Source organism: Mucilaginibacter sp., assembly GCF_028288105.1.
Classification (GTDB): domain Bacteria; phylum Bacteroidota; class Bacteroidia; order Sphingobacteriales; family Sphingobacteriaceae; genus Mucilaginibacter.
The window spans coordinates 22,590-42,890 of the sequence record NZ_JAQBOI010000230.1; the positions used below are offsets into that span (position 1 = coordinate 22,590).

A 20,301-nucleotide genomic window follows, 5' to 3' on the forward strand; every position below is an offset into this window, starting at 1 on the left:
CATAAAAATGCACTGTCATACATTAGCCTAAAGCATTAGTTAACGGTTTTAAATTGGTTTATAATTTTGCCGGAGCAATTGGTTTATGAGTATCAAATGTATGGCAGGTAAATACCTAAAATGAAATTTAGCACTACATCACTACTACACAACATTGAAAAATCATTTAAAAACACGGATATTAGCACACCAATAATAAATCCTGCTAATTATTGTGCTAAACCAACATAAAAGCTTGTTTTTAAGAATTTTACTCTCTGTTTTATTATTCGTATGCATGCAAAATGCTATGGCGCAAAATTTTATTGGCCAGCGCAAAACAGTGAACTACGAGAAAAGGCAGTATAACGCAGGCACACAAAACTGGAAAATACGCCAGGATGCACAGGGCCGTATTTACTTTGCCAATAACGAAGGAGTGTTGGTTTTTGATGGTTCGTACTGGCAGTTATATCCCTTACCCAACAAAACCATTGTACGCTCGCTTGAGTTTGGCAGCGATAAAAGACTTTACGTAGGCGGGCAGGATGAGATAGGTTACTTTTCACCGGCCAAAAACGGCCAGCTTATTTTTACATCGTTAAAAAACCTTATCCTGAAAGCCGACCAGGAATTTTCTGATATATGGGATATTGCATGCCGCGGCAATGAAGTGTTTTTCCGTTCGCACGATAAGATAATTAAGTATAGCAATAATAAAATAACCGTTTATCACTCCCACTCATGGCTGTTCCTGGGTACGTACCAGGGCAAACTAATAGCACACGACGAGCAAAAAGGTGTGCTAACTTACGCCAATAACCAATGGCATCCGTTTATAGATAAAAAAGACCTGCCTAATGGTTTTTACATCACCTCTGTATCTAAATTCAATAATACCTCAAGCCTGGTTACAAGTGCCAAAGACGGCTTGTACCTGTTAACCGGAAATAAACTTAAATATTTTAACCTTACCGGTTTAGGTATTAATAATCATCAGCATTTTTCGGCTGCTACCGCACTTGACGATAGCACTTACCTGGTGAGCACATACATTAACGGTATTTATCAGATAGATAAGAAGGGGAATGTGATAGAAAACATTGGCAAAAAAGAAGGCCTGCAAAATATTAATGTACGCTGTATGTATGCAGATGCAAACCATAACATTTGGTTGGGTCTTGATAACGGAATAGATTTTATTGCCTATAACAATGCTGTTAAACATATCAATCCATTGATATTTAAAGATGGCGGGGGATTCTCGACTGCGTTATATAAAAACAACCTATACTTTGCATTGTCTAACGGAGCGTACAAGCTGCCGGTAAATAGCGCTGGCGACTTGAGTTATCTAGAAAGTAATTTTAAAATGATTGCGGAAGGGCAAACATGGAATATGGCCGTTGTTGACGGGCATTTACTGGCCGGCCGAGACGATGGTATCTTTGACGTTTTAGGTGATAAGCTTTCGACTGTTTACAATAGTACCGGCTTTTGGACCTTTAAATCATTAAAAAACAAGGCGGGCACCACGCTTATAGCTGCCGGGAGTTATTATGGTGTGCGTTTGTTTGAACACAACGGCAACGCGATAACTGATAAAGGCAGTGTGGGCAAATATTATGAATCGGCCCGGTTCCTGCAGGTAGATGATGATAACATTATCTGGACCTCGCACCCGTATCGCGGGGTTTATAAATTAAATGCTGATAATAACCAGGTTAAAACGTACACTATGAAACAGGGCTTACCTTCCAACCTGAATAATTTTGTATTTAAAGTAAAAGGTAAAGTTGTAATAGCTACTGAAAAAGGCATTTATAAATACGATGTTCAAACAGATCGCTTTAAGCCATCGGCACAGTTCAAGAAGATATTCGGTGACAGAAGTTTAAGATACCTGCAAGAAGACACAGCAGGTAACATCTGGTTTGTACAGGGTAAAAGCCTGGGCGTGGTTGATTACACTGCGGGCCCAACTATTATTAATTTTCCCGAGTTAAACAACCGGATACTCAGCGGTTTTGAAAACGTTTATCCCATAAACGCCAACAATGTATTTGTAGGAAGCGAAAACGGCTTTTATCACATCAATTACGCCAAATACAAACAAAACATACATCCTTTAAAGGTGTATATTCGTAAGGTTAAGGCCACCTCAACTACCGACAGCGTACTTTATGGAGGATATTTTACCTATGTTAATGATGATGGTAAACAAATGGCCAGTAATACATTAACACTTGGATATACCTGGAGTTCATTGCAATTTGAATACTCCTCGCCAATTTTTGAGGAGCAATCAAATGCCGAGTACAGCTATTTATTAGAGGGTTTTGATAAAGAATGGTCTGAGTGGTCAAAAAGATCAGAAAAGGATTACACGAATTTACCGGCAGGTAATTACACATTTAAAGTAAAAGCACGTAACCATCAAAACAACGAATCGGCGGTGGCATGCTATGCTTTCAACATCAATCCGCCGTGGTACCAATCAATATTGGCTTATATTTTATACCTGATGGTTATTGCGGGGATATTATATTATTTATATAAACTGCAGGAGAAACGCCATATTATCAAGCAGCAAAAAGAGCTGCTTAGTCAACAGCAAAAAAACGAAGAGGAACAAAAGCAAATTGCCTACCTGCATCAGTTAGAACTGGAACGGTCTGAAAAAGAAGTGGTGAAGCTTAAAAATGAAATGCTGCAGTCCGAGATAGAATTTAAAACATCTGAGCTGGCATCATCGGCATTGAACCTGGTACAAAAAAGGGAGTTTTTACTTAAGGTTAAAGACGAATTGCAGCATCTTCAAAAATCGGGCAAGGATATGGTGGAGACCAGCGAGATCAAAAAGATACTACGTCTATTAGCAGGAGAAAATAAGATAAACGAGGAATGGGAGCAGTTTTCCATCCATTTTGACAAAGTGCATTCGGGCTTTCTAACAATTATAAAGGACCGCTACCCAAGTATTAACCAGCAGGAATTAAAACTTTGTGCTTACCTTATCATGAACCTCTCCAGTAAAGAGATCGCCCAGATGATGGCCATATCTGTACGTGGGGTAGAAATAAGCCGTTACCGCCTCCGTAAAAAACTGCAAATGCCAACAGAAATGAATCTCTTTGAATTTTTATTCAATATTCAAAGAGAGTTAATGCGATAGAAGCCCCAATATTACAGGTGTTATATCGGCATTGAAACTTTACAAAAGTTGGAAAAATATTTTATTGTATAACCTCTCGTTGCCAATCCGTCCACGGAATAAGATCAAATTTGCCGGAACATTCCATCGTTAAGCAATGTCAGCACGATTAATTGGCAAAGCAGTATACGTGTCTTTATTCACTCCTTTACGGTAGTGAAAAGATTTGGATAGTGGCTTGTTCATCCAAAACATATTTAATGGCATTCTCAAATCCTTCTACATACCAATGATTGCTAAATCCGATAATGTGGATTTATGGGCATTATATCAACAATAACTCCTTGTATGGTATATCTGCAAATTAAGCCGGATGCAATGGCATTACTGAAGCAGAAGTTTCTTAGAGCTTTCATACACAGATATAATACATAATCCTCAATTCGCGAACCGGGGATTATGTATTATGCCAGTATCTTAATTTATATTTTTCGCTCAATCGTAACAGTCAGAATAATATTTTCCTCCTTTACATGTTAAAGTGGTTTATTTTAAAACGAGGGATTCTTCTTTAAACATTAATCTTTATCGATCTGCTGCAAATTTGAATCCGGAATAATAAATTATAATATATTCTCGTCGGACTTTCCGAAATTGCCCAAAATTGATTTGGATCTTCAATCTCCAAACCATCAGCTATCAACCAATAACGTTATTTCGTCCGGTCTCCAGCTTTTGAAGCTTTTCCAGCAAATCACCCGGCTTAAAAGGTTTGAGCAGGCAGTCGTCAATATAAGGGAAATCGTTGATCTGCTCCACAGCCGTTCCTATTGATGCGGTTACCGCTATTATCGGCGTCGCCGCTTTTTTGCGGTCGGGCAGGGTTTTGATCATCTTTGAGGCTTCGAGCCCGTCCATTACAGGCATATTGATATCCATCAACACAACATCAAAATCCTGCATTATCATGATATCTACAGCCTCTCTGCCGTTAACGGCCACCTCAGGAACTATACCCCATTTGCTGAGGATCTTGGTGATGACCAGTATGTTGATCGGCTCATCCTCGGCCACCAAGATACGGAGACGAAGCATGGGTGCTGTAGCCGGCTCGTTTGCCGCAGGTTCTTTCTCCGCTGGTTCTGCCAGCGGGTAGGTCAGCTCAAAGCTGAAAGTGGTACCTATGCCTTCTGCGCTGTTTAGTTCCAGCCGGCTGTTGTGCAGTTGGAGCAGCCGGTAAGCGATGGTCAAACCCAGGCCTGTTCCGTGGTACTGGCGGTTGGTGTGCGACATCACCTGTGTAAAAGGTTGAAAGATCAAGTCCTGCCGGTCCAGCGGAATCCCAATACCGGTATCTTCCACCTGCAAACGCAGGCTGGCCGTTGTTTCGGTTTTGCTAAGCAGTCGCGCTTCTATTCCTACATGACCGGCGTTGGTAAACTTAACCGCGTTGCCTATCAGGTTGAACAGGATACTGGTTAAACGGTCGGGATCACCCAGCATGGTCATGTCGTTGATCTCTGGGTCAATGTTACAGGAAAATTCTATTCCCTTTTCCGTAGCCCTGGCCTTGAAGGAGCCGCAAACATTATTAAGTAGTTCTGCCAGGTGGAATGGCCGGTTGTCCAACACCACGGCGTCGCTATCAATTTTATTGAAATCCAGGATGTCGTTTACTGTGACCATCAGGTTATTGGCCGCGAATCGTAGAATATCCAGGTGTTCGAGCTGATCGGGCCGGGGGCCTTCCATATGTAGGATATGGGTCATGCCAATCACTGCGTTCAGCGGGGTGCGCAGCTCATGTGACATGGTTGACAGGAAATTGGTTTTGGCGGCCGCCTGTTCCCGTTCTGCGGCCAGGGCTTTTTGCAGATCGTTCCGCAGTTCGATCTCCTTAAGTTGCGATTTTTTAAAGGCCCGAAAAAAAGCATAATGGATATACAGCAGGAGCAAAAAATTGGAGGTCATCCCCAGCATATACCCATGATGATTGATCTGGAGGCGCTGAGTGGGCAGCGAAAACCCTACATAATCATCTAGGATGACATAGCCTATGATTGGTGCGATATTGAGCAGCGAATAAAAGGTGCCCCACTTGCTGCCAAGAATATAATAACCGCCGCACACAACCAGTAGCACCGTTTCGGCTGTCGCGACATTGACGCTCTGGCGGAATAGCAGTATGCCGGACCAGATCATCAGCGTAAGGCAAATGATAAAGAAATGCCCGGCCAGCCCCCAGGGCCGGCGGAACAGGAGCAAAGCAAGACCGGCGATGAAGAGCCCCAGGAAAACAGCCATCCTTGTAAGCAGGAAATTATGCTCCTGGAACAGGTACAGGATCAACAGGGCGGCCGTTAAACCAATATAGGTTAACAGGCAGACGGCCAGTATCCCTACACGGGTACGTTCGAGTATTCCCCTTTGTTTTTTAAATACACGGTTATAGTGGCTAACAACTTGATCGGCAACAAACATAGGTAGCGGAAGTATAATAGCAAATATAATAAGGTTTAGATATCCTGAACACAGATGCCGATCTAAACCTACCCGTTGGATAAGCCTCGCTTGCCTTTCGGTTTGAATTAATCGGGGAACCCTTCCACACACGATCAACGAGGGTAAATCGAAGATAGTGTTTAAAATTTGTTATCCAAACAAGAAAAATACCCTCGCCGCAGATATTCGGTTTCAAATTATTTAACGTCGTGATCTGTGCTGCCTGATACCGTTTCCCATTCAGCAACCTCCTTTTCCGTTTGTTCCATTTTGGTCCTGAAGATGCTACAGCGTCTTTACCTATAGGCAGGTGTAGCGGAGGGTTTTCGCTGTTGCCTAATTAATTGAGTTTGACAGATAAAAGACATTCATTAAGGGTCAGCTTAATTGCAATCCTTACTATTTAGCAGGATGCAGCAGGTAATTATGCACTTCATCGTCTACAGCAGCGATATCAATATTGGGTTTTATTATTCGCCATTTGCTGTCAACTAAAAAATAGCTGGGTACTGCGGTTATTTTCCAATTAGCCACGTTTGGCGATGTATCGCCTTTAAAGTCGGCTACTTGCGGCCAGTTTAGGTTGCTTGTTTTTATTGCCCGCTTCCATATATCCTGATCTTTATCTGTAGAAATGCTTACCACCCCGAAGTTCTTTTTATCGCTATCGCCGATGATAAGGCCGTTTAGTATTTTGGAATGGTTCATTTGGCTTAACTGACTATTTGATACCCAAAACTCCACCAGTATAACTTTTGCTTTTATAGATCGTTTATCAAATGCTTTTCCATCCGGGGTGATACCGGCAATCTCAGGAGCTTCCGATCCCGGTAACAATTTAACCAATATGCTTAGTTTGTCAGTTACTTTTTGCCCGTCTTCGGTTGCTTTAGCTTCAGCGGTCAGTTTTTTAAAAACGTTATTGTACTCAACAGGATACTCATCCATAAATTGTTGCCCCATTATATGTGCGGCAACTACATTATTGGGGTGTTTGGTTACGTAGGCATCTAAAATTTTTGGCTCTAATTTCCGTCTTTCAATTTGGTAACCACGTGTTTTTGTAATAAGGGCCGAGTGTGCCTTCTTTGATAGTGTGCTTATTTCCTTTGAATCGAGATAATTAAGCGATGAATCGATAGTGCGGTTAAGATCTCCGGCAATTTCGTTTTCAATTTTATAATAATCAGAAGTTGCTGCTGTACTTTTGACCCGGATGTTATTGTAGGGTATCCTGCTTTAGTATCGGGTTTAAGGTCAATAGTATAGCTCCCATTCTCCAGATAAATATTAAAAGTGGTTTTTGAATTTAGGGGCTTATCATTATCAATAACTGTAATGTCGTAATATCCCGGCGCTTGTATGGGTTTGCTGATGGTGGCTGCGCCGTCTTTAATATTCTGGCTTAGTAATGTTTCCTTGAATTGGGTTAATATAATAGTGCCGGCTTTTATCCCGGCGGCTTTAAAGTTTAATTCTACTTTGGGTATTTTATTACAGGCGGTTAATAATAAAGCTAAAGCGATAAGGTAATAGTATCTCATAATTAATTGTGAAAGGTGCCCGAAATTATAAAATTTATCCGATTATAAATATTGGTATTGGTTTATAAATGTGTTATTGGGCTGATTAGAATGCCTGCCTGTCATGCCATAAGCGCCCGTTTCATGCCAAAAAATGCCCCCCCCCGGTTAGGAAGACTGTTACCTGTCGAAAGCTGTTATAATGGGCACTATAATTGACTAACGCGTAATTACCGTGCATTGCAAAACAGTAGGCAGGTCGCCAAAGTTCGGGCCCTTCCAATCCGTTTCATCACCATTAAGAATACGGAGGGGTTTGAATATACCATTCTGGTACTTGCCTTCCTCTACCTTTAAATACTGCCATGCCTTACCTTCCTGGTTGCCTGCAGGGGCAAAGGCTATATGGCAATTGGTACCTATCAGCACAAAACTGTTTTCGCTCAGCTTTACAATCATGGCTTTCCCGTTTGGGGGAGTATTTTTTGTTGTACCGCCTCTACCAGTACCAAAAGTTACGGTTGCTTTCCATTGGCCCAGGTCAACGGTTTGGTCTGCCTGGTCTTCATGTTCTACCACGGCTTTTATTTTGCCTTCAAAACCCCATTGTGCCAGCTCGAGCATCATGGTTTTGATTAGCGCATATGAGGTTGCGTAGGGCACGTAACGATCTTTGCTTTCTGCAGATTCAGGATCTTCCGCATTGCGATCTATCCCAAATGGAGAAAAGCCGATGCCGCCACGGGCAATAACATCATATATGTATTTTGCATTTTCTTTATTGAAACCGGCTTCGGGCACAAAAAGCGTGTTATCGGGCCTATCGTACAGGTCTAATACCTTTAATACTTTTTCGCTACCAGACAGGTAAATATCAGGTGCCAGTAAATCTATAGCCGGTGCGGCTATCTTCCAGATCGGGATCACGTTATCTGTAGGGCCTCCACTTTCATAGCTCGATGCTTTGGGGTTGGTCAACGGGTCGCGCAGGGCTGCATTTACATACAGTGGTAAAGGATAAACGGCCTTACCGGCAGCAGCAACCTTCCCAATGAAGCGGGCAATTGACCATGCCTGGAAGTACTCATCGGCCCTATCGCCAAATACCTTTTGCCATGTACCATTGGTAACAGCGTTTACGTTCATGGCTTTAAGCAGTTCAGGTTTTAACAGCTCGGGCGGTACCTGCCCATCAAATAGTTTTTGAGCAAGCGGCGAATAGTCTCTTACCGTATCCCATGAGCCGGGCTCATTTTCTACCTGAACCATAATTACCGTATGCTGCGGGTCTGCCTTTTTAAGGTAACCCATCAGTTTAGTAAAGGCGTTAATATCGGCATTTAGTGTAGCTTCAATATGGGGCGAAGGGGAGTCGATCGGTTTGCCATCCCGGTTTTGTATGTTGGGATATTTGCCGGCTTCCAGTTTCATCCATTGGGGCATGTAATGATTACTGCCGTTTTTCCAGGTAGCAAACCATAACAATACCAGCCTAACCTGGCGCACCCTTGCCTGGGCAAGCAGTGTATCAACTATCGAAAAATCAAACTTGCCTTGTTGAGCTTCAATTTGCTCCCAGTAAACGGGTACTTCGAGCGTGTTGGCATGCATCTGTTTAATAGCGGCCCAAACATTGGGCATCATGCCGGGCCACGCACTCGAATTATGCGCTTGGCCACCCAAAATCAAGAAAGGTTTACCACCAACCAGTAACTGATGGCGGCCATTTTTATTTATAATACGGGGCAATGGGTTATTATTGGATTGTGCAAAAGTGCTAAGCTGTACAAACAACATTGCAACGCATATAATTACTGTCTTCATTACGGTTAATTTGGTTGCGTTAAATTTAACAGAGATTGGTTGATTTTGTAGAGGTTATAAAAAATAAAAGTTTGGACGGGATCTGTTAATACAAAAGCCTTTCAGATCTTATCCAAAAGGCTTTTGTTCATAATTGTTTTGTGCCTACTTAAAATCAAGATCGCCTATGTATACTGCACCTTCAGCTCCTTTTTGCATTTGTAATACAATGAGTTCCTTCTTTTCTTGCGGAGTTCCATAATGGGTGTATAACTCGGCCATTATGGTTGTTGGGCCTGAAATGGTGGCTTGCCTGTCGCCGTAAAAATTGATCTCTATTTTATAAGTGCCTTTGATCGCTTTTTTAAGTAAAAATTGCTCGGGACCAAACCCCTGGGTCATATCGTCAGAAATACGACCGCCAATTTCGGTGCTTTTATGGCTGTAAAAACATTTCTCGTTATTTGGGTCGGTTACCCAAAGGTCAATATCGGTATTGTTCATATTCCAGTCCATTACAATACGAATATCTGCCGGTAGCGCTTTTATCACTTTTTTAGAAATAGCTGTAATATTTACTTTACCCCGGTTTAAAGCTATTATCCTGTTTATCTCGGGCAGCATTACTTCCTGCATCCCATCGTATAACTCATCTGCTTCGGCCGAGTAGCTTTTGATCATGGTATTGTAAAGGATATCTAACGCTTGTTGGTGTTTGCCGGCATCTTCCAGCGCCAGGCCATAGTCCCGGTAACTTTGCGGGTCGAGCGGCCGCAATTCGGTGATCTTTTTAAATGCGAACACCTCGCTTTCAAATTCGCCCAGCTGTTTAAATTTGTAACCCAGCATGCGATAAAGCTCATAGCTATCCAGGTCTAATTCGGCCAGGTTACTTAAAATACGAATGCCCAATTCTTTGTTGCCTGTTTTTATAAAATAATTGGCCACATCAAAATAATAAACAGGGTTGCCATAGTTGGAGTGCCTTAATTCCAGATATTTTTGGTATTGGCTTGCTTTGTCTGTTTGTTGTATCAGTTTAATATAATCGGCGTCGGCTTGTTGGTACGTAATGTTAATTCCTTCTTTTTGGGTTATGTTACTGGAGATAGTATCGGCATTTGTCGGACGGCCATTTTTGGTGGTCACTATAATTACGCCGTTGGCTGCTCTTGAGCCATATATAGCAGTTCCGGCATTATCCTTCAAAACATTTATTGACGCGATATCTGCCTGATTAATATTTGCAATATCGTTCTTTACAACGCCATCTACCACATATAAAGGGGGGCCGGGGCTTGCATTGATACTTGTGCCGCGAAGGAGAACAGGAATAGTAGCTATGCCCGACGAAGCTTGCGTTACCCTAAGCCCTGCAACCCTGCCGGCAAGCACATTATTGATATTAACTGTTGTAACCGAGCCTGTAGTTGCCGTCTTTCTTTGCGAAGCATAACCTGTTACCACAACTTCGTTTAGCATGGCCGGGCTGGCCGCCGGGTTTGTTACTGCAACTTCCCGTTCCTCAACTACCTGCCTAACATCGGCGCTGCCTACAGGTTCGTCAATTCTTATATCTGCATTTGAGTCTGCTGTAATTGTCCTTGCTTTATTTTTAGCAGATCTTTTTTTGTGTTTGTTATCCTGATTCCACCATTTGGTTAACTCCAGCATAGTTTGCCGGGCATTAGTGAGGTTTTCTCTCTTGGCCTGGGTATTATCGCGCCCCCTTTGTTTCAATATCGCATCGTATTGCTGCCTAAGCTCGGCAGGTGGTTCAACATCGTATTGTATATAATCGTTCACGGTTTCTAACACAATTAATGATGTATTGCGGGTTACAATACCAAACCGTTTCCCTAACGATTCAATAGCTTGCCTGTTGGGGCTATAGTTAATATCTAATTCGGTTATCTTTTTTTGCGCCCATAGTTTGGCTACATCAATGTTTTCTACGGCGTTTTTTTGCAGACCGATAACAACCTGTTTTTCGTAACTCACTTTGTTGCCATAGCCAAATTGTAAAGTGATGGTTTGATTTGGGTTGCGCGTAATACCGGCTAAAGAAAACGTCCCGTTTACCGTAACGGGAATAGATGGGTAATTATCTTCTGTTGATGACTTATCCTTTATGCCTAAAAAGCGTAGCGGCTCGGTCATTAAACTTTCGAGTGCTTTTTCAATAGATACAACGTTAAGGTCAATTACCTCTCCGCCGGATTTTAACGCGATCTGTTTTAAATTACTATAATCGGCAGTGGCCGATGAGTTAATGCAATACACAGGGGTTTTGTAGAGCTTTAAGGAGCTTTCGCCAAAGGTTTGATGCCCGTCGCTCAGCAATAAAAATTCATCCACATTATATTTGGAAAGGTCTATTTTTCCAAGATCGGTAGCGCCGTCGTATGTTATGTTTTTAAGGTCGGCCTTTAATGTTTTCCAATCATTTTTAATAGAATATTCCCGGGTCTTTAAAACCTTATTGCTAAAAGTTATCAGCGTAACCCGAGCATCACCAACCTGTTCGGCGTAATGCGTTAAAGGGTTCAGTTCCTTGTCAATGTTCCGGTTGGTACCGCTAAGCGATGCATCCCATAATAAACCTATGCGGCGTGGTAGTGGCTTTTTAATTTCTTTTGCCGGTATAATGGTGTTTATAAAGTAATAATACTTGTTGCCTTGCATTTGCAACATTACTTCGCTTGCATCTGCAGGTCTTGGAATGGAGAATGACAGGGAATGATCGGCCACATAATTTATCTTTTCGATACTTGCCGAGTAGGTGTTCTGATGTTTGTCGAATTTAAGATCGTCGCCATTACTGCCCTCGGTTATTGGCGCCAGGGTACTTTGCACAACACTTGCATTTAGCCGAAACTTTTGAACCGTGTCTTTCAGGTTCAGTGGCAATGCAAATTTCAGGTTCCCGTCTGTTCCTAAGGGGATCTCCTCATCGTACCCAATAATTACCGTACGCGTACTTTTGGGGTTAATAGGGTATATGCGGGTACGGAAGCTATTACCGGCCACTTTTTCCAGCAAGCCCGGGTCAACGCCCCTGCGTTCTATTGATTCAAAAACGGCGGTACCTTTACCCCTGTCAACCGCCACTGCTTCGCGCATTTTACCATTAATATCTAAAGCATACCGGTTTACGTTAATGCCATCCTTAAGCGAAAAGGTCAGCGTCCCTTCTAAAACCCGCGATGTGGAGTTATAAAATGTCATTTGCCAGGCGGTACGGCTTATGTTACCATATATGGTAACATCTATCCTTAACTCTTTTAAGGTAATACCGTTGTTGCTTTTTCCATCAACAGTTAATTGTGGCGCTTGTGCAAATACAGCCTGTATTTGAAAGGCCAACAGCGCAAATACAGATAACAGGGTAAGGTTTGGTTTTTTCATGGTGTTGGTTATTTCCTACTGAGATGCAGGAAATAAACGCATTCCATAAAAATAATTAAAAAAATGACGAGCCGGAAACGGAAGTGTCAAAAGCAGGTTTGCTTAGACTGTTTCTAAATAACTATAATCGCTCCTTTAAGCCAAAAGCATTTCTATCTTTTGGTACTTTTGCCTAAATAAATCTGATCAATAATGAGCGAATTTAAACAAACCTTTAACTCATCACTGGGAAAAAAGCTGATAATGGCTTTAACAGGCTTGTTTTTGTGTACTTTCCTAATTGTGCACCTTGGTGGTAACCTTTTATTATTTAAGAACGACCAGGGCTTTGCATTTAATAGCTACGCAAACTTCTTAACGCATTTTCCTCCTATCGAGGTTATAGCTTACCTGTTATATCTTTCTATAATAGTGCATTCTGTTTATGCCTTGGTGTTAACTATTAAAAACCGCAGGGCAAGGCCGGTAGGTTATGCCGTACAAACAAAGTCTCCGGCATCATGGTCATCAAAAAACATGGGCTTGCTGGGTTCTATCCTGCTATTGTTCATTGTGATACACATGGGCGATTTTTGGTTTACCTATAAGTATAACAACATTTTAGGCTTTAAAGAATACCGCACCAATTTGGCTACCAACGAAACCACAGTGTCTGACTACAAACCAGAGGTGGCTGATTTTGAAAGGTCGATATCTACAGAGAACAATGTAGAAATAGTACGTGTGAAAGATTTGCATGCGCGTGTACAAAGCAGCTTTGGCGAATTATGGTATGTGGCATTCTATGTTATAGCAATGGGCGCGGTATCGTTCCACTTGCTGCATGGTTTTCAAAGCGCGTTCCATACGCTGGGTTGGGTACATCGTAAGTACAAGCCTATTATTTATTTCTTTGGCACATGGCTGTTCGCGGTAATTATACCAATAGGCTTTGCCCTGATGCCAATTATATATTATATCAAGAGTTTATAGATTTTACGCTTTAAATAAAATATTTGAAAATGAGTTTAGATGCTAAAATTCCGCAAGGCCCATTAGCCGAAAAATGGAGCAAGCATAAATTTAACTTAAAGCTGGTTAACCCCTCCAATAAGCGTAAGTACGATGTTATTGTTGTAGGTACAGGTTTAGCCGGTGCATCTGCAGCGGCATCACTGGCCGAGCTTGGTTACAACGTTAAGTCATTCTGCTTTCAGGATAGCCCGCGCCGTGCGCACTCTATTGCTGCACAGGGTGGTATAAACGCCGCAAAAAATTATCAAAACGATGGCGATAGCGTTTATCGCTTGTTCTACGATACTATTAAAGGTGGTGATTACCGCGCCCGCGAAGGCAACGTTTACCGCCTTGCCGAGGTATCTGTAAATATTATTGACCAGTGTGTTGCGCAAGGCGTACCGTTTGCCCGCGAATACGGCGGCTTGCTGGATAACCGTTCATTCGGTGGTTCGCAGGTATCACGTACGTTTTACGCGCGTGGCCAAACAGGCCAGCAATTATTGTTAGGTGCTTATTCGGCATTAAACCGCCAGATCCATCTTGGCAAAGTAAAAATGTACACCCGTACCGAGATGCTGGACGTGGTTGTTGTTGACGGCCATGCCAAAGGTATTGTTACCCGTAACTTAAAAACCGGCGAGATTGAAACGCATGCCGGGCATGCAGTATTATTGGCAACAGGTGGTTATGGTAACGTTTTCTATCTGTCTACAAATGCTATTGGTAGTAATGTAACGGCAGCGTGGAGAGCCCACAAACGTGGTGCTTACTTTGCTAATCCTTGCTATACACAAATTCACCCGACCTGTATCCCGGTTACCGGCGATCATCAGAGCAAGCTTACGCTGATGTCTGAATCGTTACGTAACGATGGCCGTGTTTGGGCGCCTAAAACGGTTGAAACAGCACAAAAACTTCAAAAGAAGGAGATCACCGCTTCGCAGGTTAAGGAAGAGGATAGAGATTACTTCCTGGAAAGAAAATACCCATCATTCGGTAACCTTGTTCCACGCGATGTGGCTTCACGTAACGCCAAAGAAATGTCTGATGAGGGCAAAGGTGTAGGTACTACAGGTTTAGCTGTTTATCTTGATTTTGCCGAGGCCATACAACGTTTAGGTGAAGATACCGTACGTGCTAAATATGGTAACTTATTTGACATGTACCTGCAAATTACGGACGAGAACCCGTACAAGCAGCCAATGCGTATTTACCCTGCGGTACACTATACCATGGGCGGCCTTTGGGTTGATTATAACTTAAGCACAAACGTACCGGGATTATATGCCATGGGCGAATGTAATTTTAGCGACCACGGCGCAAACCGACTTGGTGCATCAGCATTGATGCAGGGCTTATCTGACGGTTACTTTGTTATCCCTTACACTTTGGGCGATTACCTGGCTACTATAGGCCCTAAAAAGGTTGATACTAACCACCCTGCTTTTGAACAAACTAAACAGGATGTGATTGCTTACAACAACAAACTGCTTGCCTTAAAAGGAAATAAAACAGTTGTTGAATACCACCGCGAACTGGGCCACATTATGTGGGAATACTGTGGTATGGCACGTACCGAAGAAGGTTTGACCAAAGCAAAAGGACTTATCAAAGAACTAAAAGCTGATTTTTGGAAGAACGCTATTGTAACCGGCGAAAATGATGAAGTGAACGCAGCCCTTGAAAGAGCCGGCCGTGTAGCAGACTTTATAGAGCTTGGTGAGCTGATGGTTACCGACGCATTAAACCGTCGCGAATCATGTGGTGGTCACTTCCGTCTGGAATCGCAAACAGAAGAAGGCGAAGCCTTACGCGATGACGATAACTTTGCTTTTGTATCGGCATGGGAATTTACCGGCGAAAACCAGGAAGAAGTGCTGCACAAAGAGGAGCTGATTTTTGAAAATGTTAAGTTAACACAACGTAGTTATAAGTAGGAGATTTGAGACGTTAGATATGAGATTTGAGACTGCAATGTTCTTTTCTCAAATCTCACGTCTCATATCTAACATCTAATAAGATGCATAATCTGAAGGAACTGAAAGTTTGGAACAAAGCAATGGATCTGGCAGTAGACGTTTACAAAGCCACTTCAAATTTTCCAAATGATGAGCGTTTTGGTTTAACAAGCCAGTTAAGACGTGCAGCTGTTTCTATTCCTTCAAACATCGCAGAGGGTGCTGGCAGAAATTCTAATAAAGAGTTCTGTAATTTTTTAGGTATAGCCAATGGCTCATCGTACGAAGTACAAACCCAACTGGTTATATCAAATAAGTTAAGTTTATTAAATACCGATTTGCTGAATGGATTATTACAACAGATTGAAGAATTGCAAAAGATGAATTATGCATTTCAACAGATGTTAAACAAACCGTCTCAAATCTAAAATCTCATATCTCAAATCTAATTAAGATGAGTGGACACATGAACCTGACGCTGAAAGTATGGCGCCAAAAAAATACACAAGCACCGGGCAAGTTTGTGACCTATAAGGCCGAAAATATTTCGCCGGATATGTCGTTCCTGGAAATGCTTGACGTGGTGAACGAAAGCCTTACCCGTAAAAATGAAGAGCCTATTTATTTTGATCATGACTGTCGTGAAGGTATTTGCGGCTCTTGCTCATTATATATTAACGGCCATCCGCACGGCCCTAAAAAGGCTATTACAACGTGCCAGTTACACATGCGTACCTTTAGCGATGGCGAAACCATCACTATAGAGCCATGGCGTTCGGCAGCGTTCCCGATAGTGAAGGATTTGGCGACAGACCGTTCTGCTTTCGACCGTATCCAACAGGCTGGTGGTTATGTATCTGTAAATACAGGTGGCGTACCCGATGCCAATGTGATGCCGATCCCTAAGGTAATTGCCGACGAGGCTTTCAACTCGGCTACTTGTATTGGTTGCGGTGCTTGTGTTGCTGCATGTAAAAATGCATCGGCAATGCTGTTCACTTCGGCAAAAATTACCCAGTTAGGTTTATTACCACAAGGCCAGCCAGAGCGTTACAGCCGTGTGCAAGCCATGGTTGCCCAAATGGATGCAGAAGGTTTTGGTAACTGTACCAACACCGGCGCCTGCGAAGCAGAATGCCCTAAAGAAATTACATTGAACAATATAGCTTTCATGAATAATGATTTCTTCAGCGCCAAACTATTTAGGGAAGAACACGCGCATGACCATAGCGGCGGCGAGTAATATTTATAATACTGATCTTACAATATAACAAAGCCCGGCTGCATTGCAACCGGGCTTTGTTATTATTTGTAGTTTGATTACGCCTTTTTAACGGTAGCGATTAGGTCTTTTATTTCGGGCACTTTTTCATAGGCCTGTACCAGTTTGCCTTTATGATCGTAAATGGCAATATATGGGGTATGTTTAAGCTGATAATATTTCTGAACGGTATAAGTATATCCCTCGGTGCCTAAAGTGAAGTTAGGCCAGGCAGTAAGGCCATAATCGTTCTGAAAGCTTTTTACCATCTTTATATCGGTAAAGGTTATCATCACCACCTGGATATCTTTAAAGCTTTTCATAACGGGTTTCATGTCATTTATAAGCTTTTGGCAATGGGCGCAATCCGGTGCGAAATAGATAAGCATAACCGGTTTATCCTTTTTCAGATCGGCAGGCGTAGTATAAACATCCTTGGTGGTTAAAATTTTATAGGGTGCAATTACGGGTGGTGTAGTTTGCGCGTTTGAACACCCCGCGGCTATTAGCAGGGTAAAAACAAAAATTAATCGCTTCATTTCTTTTATATAAGGCATTGTGTTGTTTCATTTAAGCTTCCAGCAATTCCAGCTGCCAGGCAATATGTTCTTCAGTTACAGGGTATAACGCATTATTGCGTATTGTATGATAAACCGCATCAAATATCTGGTTATAGTCGCCTTTAACCGATGGTACAGTCTCCACGCGTTTTTCGTTATCAATAGTTACAATAGTAAGCTGGCCTTCGTTGCCGGCAGGTTCTATTCCGTATGCAGGGTTGGTAGGCATCATGCCTTTATTCAGCTGTGCTTCCTGTACATCGCTGCGGTTTTTAATAAAACTTCCTAAGGTGCCGTTAACCCAAAATCCGGGGGTATCACCCGCAATTTGCAAGCCCGATGTTAAGTAAACATTTAGTTGGTTAGGGTATATCAAATGGTAATGGAAGTAATCGGGCACTTCAGACCCTTCGCGATAAATACCTGTGGTTTTATGGAATGATAAAGGCCTGCCAAATAAAGCTATGGTATTATCTATTAAATGTGCACCCAGGTCATAAACCAAACCGCCGGCAGGTACACCTTTGGTTTCTTTAAAAGATTTTACACCGATAGCTGCTTTATACCTGTCCATCCGGAAGGTAACCTCAATTAAATTACCTAACCGGCCGCTTTCAATTACTTCTTTAGTAGATAGAAACCCGCTATCGTACCGGCGGTTTTGGTAAACCATCAGGTGTTTGTTTAGCTGGCGGGCGGTATCAAAAAGTTGCTTTACCTCGGCCGAGGTGGCGGCTGCCGGTTTTTCGAGTAATACATGCTTGCCTGCTTTCATAGCCATCATGGCGTGTTCAAAATGCAGGTTGCTGGGGGTGTTTACAATGATCAGCTCTATCTCATCATCGTTCAATAACTCATCAATAGAGTTATAGCTGAGGATATCGGGATAAATATTGACCGCTTTTTTTTCGTGGCGCTCAACTATCGCCTTAAGGGTAAACCCCGGATTTGTATTAATAAATGGCGCATGAAAAATACGCCCCGACATACCATAGGCCATTAAGCCCGTAACTATTGGTGCAGACATGGTGGTAAATTTATCATAATAACAGGTATCAACATAAATTATCTAAAATAAAAAAAGGGATAAGCGTATGCCCATCCCTTTTTATGTATTAAAATAAGCCGGGCTTATTTCATGCTGCTTTGTATCGCTTCAATTTTAGCTAAGTGCGCTTTAACTGTAGGTAATGTTTTAGTAGCAAAAGCCATTAAGTCGGCATCTTTACAATTTTTAGAGGCATCTTCTAACATCGAAGCTACTTTTTTATGCCCGTCAACCATGGCATCAACATAAGCTTTATCAAAATCTTTACCTGTTTTTGCACCAATATCGGCAGCCTTTTTTTGGTGTTCTTCATCGGGGGCTACCGGTAAAGTAATGTTTTTAGTTTTAGCTATCGCCATTAATTCTTCGTTGGCTTTGGTATGATCGGTAACCATCATAGCACCAAATTCTTTTACCTGCGGGTTGGTCGCTTTTTCTGCAGCTAATTTGCCCATTGCAACTTCGGCCAAACCGGCATTAGCTGCATCTGTAGCAAATTTTGAATCATTAGCATCAACTGCAATACCGGTTGATCCGTTGGTGGTTGTGTCTTTAACCGCGTTTACACTGTCGGCGGTTTCTTTACTGTCTTTTGCGGCGTTGTTACAGGCCTGGAATGATAGGGCTGCGATAGCCATCATTGCCATTAAACTTAATTTTTTCATTTTATAGGTATTTTTTAGTTTTTATAGTTAACAAAATTTACAGCATATGGTTTTGTTGGCACTTGTTTATCCTCCTGCTTAAATTATCGTAATTATTGTTATACCTTAAAGTTTTATTATTTTTGAAAACATAAATTAATCAATATGAATTTTCCTGCAGAATTAAAATACACAAGCGACCACGAGTGGATCAGGGTTGAGGGCGATGAAGCTTACATTGGTATAACCGAGTTTGCCCAGGGCGAATTAGGTGACATTGTTTACATTGATATTAACACTGTTGGGCAGGATGTTACAAAAGAATCTGTTTTTGGCACAGTTGAAGCTGTAAAAACGGTATCTGACCTGTTTATGCCGGTTGACGGAACCATTTTGGAAGTAAACAAAAAACTGGATAGTCAGCCCGAGTTAGTTAACTCAGACCCTTACGGCGACGGCTGGATGGTGAAGATCAAACTTACTAACCCTGCTGATGCGGAAGGCTTACTTTCTGCTGATGCTTACAAAGGCGTTATCGGTCAATAATTGATGAAATTAACGCTAAAATATTATGGGCCTGCTATTTTGTGGGCCCTGTTTATTTTAATAATTTGTGCCATACCATTTGGCGACATTGGTAGCTCGAGCCTGTTTTTCCCAGGGTTTGATAAGCTGGTACATTGCGGGTTGTTTTTTGTGCTATCGGTATTGTATTGTTACGGGAGTATCAGAAAGTGGCAAACCCGTAGTATCCGCATCGAAATAGCAATGAAAAATACGGTAGTGCTTGTTAGTTATGGCGCTTTAATTGAAATGCTGCAGCGATATATTTTTACCTGGCGCAGCGGCGATTGGAACGATCTTTTAGCTGATAGTATTGGCGGATGTATGGGGATATTTGCGGTGTTAATAACCAGTAATGCGATCAATCATGAAAAAAATTAAGTACTTATCCGTGGCTTTGATCTTAACAATCGCGCTATCGTCATGCGGTTTGTTTAAGAAAGATTGTAACTGCCCGCATTTTGGCCGGGTAACTAAAAATATTGCCCCAAACTATAATACATGAGGATAGTCCCGCTATTTAAATGTACCGATATGCAGGCCGCCATCAATTTCTATACAGGCGTCCTAAATTTCAATTTAAAATATCCCGGGGCTACTGCAGCCGATGGCGTGGTAGACCTTATTGTTGAAAATGCTGAGTTGCAGCTAACTATTTATGAAAGCCATAGTCTGCTTGGTTCGGTTGCAAACATCTGGGTAGAAAACGTAGATGGCCTTTTCCAATTGTATCTTAGCCGGGGGCTCGATATTAGCGGCAAAGAGAATTCACCGGTTCACCAGGGGCCAACCAACCAAACCTGGAGTACGCGCGAACTTTATGTAACCGATAAGGATGGCAACACCCTTCGGTTCTGCCAAATGTTATAAAAATCTTACGTTATCCTTATTTGGATTT

The 20,301-nt window shown here is 42.1% G+C and carries 16 protein-coding genes; 8 read left to right on the top strand and 8 right to left on the bottom strand.

Features of this window, described 5'->3' with window-relative positions; translation table 11 throughout:
• Nucleotides 1-289 precede the first annotated feature (289 nt).
• Nucleotides 290-3,154: a triple tyrosine motif-containing protein gene (locus JWQ85_RS15735; protein WP_299469649.1), complete on the top strand. Its 2,865-nt coding sequence runs from the start codon at nucleotides 290-292 to the stop codon at nucleotides 3,152-3,154.
• Nucleotides 3,155-3,832: 678 nt separating this feature from the next.
• Here JWQ85_RS15735 and JWQ85_RS15740 read toward each other — a convergent pair.
• The 5 genes from JWQ85_RS15740 to JWQ85_RS15760 form a co-directional block, all read right to left on the bottom strand.
• Complete coding sequence (locus JWQ85_RS15740; protein ID WP_299469651.1) at nucleotides 3,833-5,614, bottom strand: ATP-binding protein; 1,782 nt, start codon at nucleotides 5,612-5,614, stop codon at nucleotides 3,833-3,835.
• A 420-nt stretch (nucleotides 5,615-6,034) separates the two neighbouring features.
• On the bottom strand, nucleotides 6,035-6,583 hold the full coding sequence (locus tag JWQ85_RS15745) for a thioredoxin family protein (RefSeq protein WP_299469653.1): 549 nt from the start codon (nucleotides 6,581-6,583) through the stop codon (nucleotides 6,035-6,037).
• A 152-nt stretch (nucleotides 6,584-6,735) separates the two neighbouring features.
• Nucleotides 6,736-7,179: a DUF4369 domain-containing protein gene (locus tag JWQ85_RS15750; protein WP_299469655.1), complete on the bottom strand. Its 444-nt coding sequence runs from the start codon at nucleotides 7,177-7,179 to the stop codon at nucleotides 6,736-6,738.
• Nucleotides 7,180-7,377: 198 nt separating this feature from the next.
• Nucleotides 7,378-8,982, bottom strand: coding sequence for a DUF5597 domain-containing protein (locus JWQ85_RS15755; protein ID WP_299469657.1), 1,605 nt, complete (start codon nucleotides 8,980-8,982; stop codon nucleotides 7,378-7,380).
• A gap of 144 nt (nucleotides 8,983-9,126) precedes the next feature.
• On the bottom strand, nucleotides 9,127-12,369 hold the full coding sequence (locus JWQ85_RS15760; protein WP_299469659.1) for a VIT domain-containing protein: 3,243 nt from the start codon (nucleotides 12,367-12,369) through the stop codon (nucleotides 9,127-9,129).
• A 192-nt stretch (nucleotides 12,370-12,561) separates the two neighbouring features.
• Between JWQ85_RS15760 and JWQ85_RS15765 the strand changes: the two genes are divergently transcribed.
• The 4 genes from JWQ85_RS15765 (at nucleotide 12,562) to JWQ85_RS15780 (ending at nucleotide 16,569) form a co-directional block, all read left to right on the top strand.
• Complete coding sequence (locus JWQ85_RS15765) at nucleotides 12,562-13,341, top strand: succinate dehydrogenase cytochrome b subunit (RefSeq protein ID WP_299469661.1); 780 nt, start codon at nucleotides 12,562-12,564, stop codon at nucleotides 13,339-13,341.
• 29 nt (nucleotides 13,342-13,370) lie between these two features.
• On the top strand, nucleotides 13,371-15,305 hold the full coding sequence (locus JWQ85_RS15770; protein ID WP_299469663.1) for a fumarate reductase/succinate dehydrogenase flavoprotein subunit: 1,935 nt from the start codon (nucleotides 13,371-13,373) through the stop codon (nucleotides 15,303-15,305).
• Between the two features lie 83 nt (nucleotides 15,306-15,388).
• The gene (locus JWQ85_RS15775; protein ID WP_299469665.1) at nucleotides 15,389-15,754 is read left to right on the top strand and encodes a four helix bundle protein; all 366 of its coding nucleotides are present in this window, start codon (nucleotides 15,389-15,391) and stop codon (nucleotides 15,752-15,754) included.
• Nucleotides 15,755-15,792: 38 nt separating this feature from the next.
• Nucleotides 15,793-16,569, top strand: a complete 777-nt coding sequence (locus JWQ85_RS15780; protein ID WP_367186224.1) for a succinate dehydrogenase/fumarate reductase iron-sulfur subunit — start codon at nucleotides 15,793-15,795, stop codon at nucleotides 16,567-16,569.
• Between the two features lie 77 nt (nucleotides 16,570-16,646).
• Here JWQ85_RS15780 and JWQ85_RS15785 read toward each other — a convergent pair whose 3' ends face one another.
• The 3 genes from JWQ85_RS15785 to JWQ85_RS15795 form a co-directional block, all read right to left on the bottom strand.
• A complete protein-coding gene (locus JWQ85_RS15785; RefSeq protein WP_299469669.1) occupies nucleotides 16,647-17,126 on the bottom strand; it encodes a thioredoxin domain-containing protein in 480 nt (159 codons plus the stop codon).
• A gap of 31 nt (nucleotides 17,127-17,157) precedes the next feature.
• Nucleotides 17,158-18,174, bottom strand: a complete 1,017-nt coding sequence (locus JWQ85_RS15790) for a Gfo/Idh/MocA family oxidoreductase (RefSeq protein WP_299469671.1) — start codon at nucleotides 18,172-18,174, stop codon at nucleotides 17,158-17,160.
• A gap of 104 nt (nucleotides 18,175-18,278) precedes the next feature.
• Nucleotides 18,279-18,860: a DUF4142 domain-containing protein gene (locus JWQ85_RS15795; protein WP_299469672.1), complete on the bottom strand. Its 582-nt coding sequence runs from the start codon at nucleotides 18,858-18,860 to the stop codon at nucleotides 18,279-18,281.
• Nucleotides 18,861-19,004: 144 nt separating this feature from the next.
• On the opposite strand from JWQ85_RS15795, the gene gcvH reads away from it, so the two are divergent.
• The 3 genes from gcvH to JWQ85_RS15810 all read left to right on the top strand — a co-directional run bounded on the left by gcvH (nucleotide 19,005) and on the right by JWQ85_RS15810 (nucleotide 20,273).
• Nucleotides 19,005-19,385, top strand: a complete 381-nt coding sequence (gcvH, locus tag JWQ85_RS15800) for a glycine cleavage system protein GcvH (RefSeq protein ID WP_256540626.1) — start codon at nucleotides 19,005-19,007, stop codon at nucleotides 19,383-19,385.
• 3 nt (nucleotides 19,386-19,388) lie between these two features.
• On the top strand, nucleotides 19,389-19,784 hold the full coding sequence (locus tag JWQ85_RS15805) for a VanZ family protein (protein WP_299469676.1): 396 nt from the start codon (nucleotides 19,389-19,391) through the stop codon (nucleotides 19,782-19,784).
• A gap of 120 nt (nucleotides 19,785-19,904) precedes the next feature.
• Entirely contained in the window at nucleotides 19,905-20,273 is a 369-nt protein-coding gene (locus JWQ85_RS15810) for a VOC family protein (protein ID WP_367186225.1), read from the top strand.
• The last annotated feature ends 28 nt before the right edge of the window (nucleotides 20,274-20,301 follow it).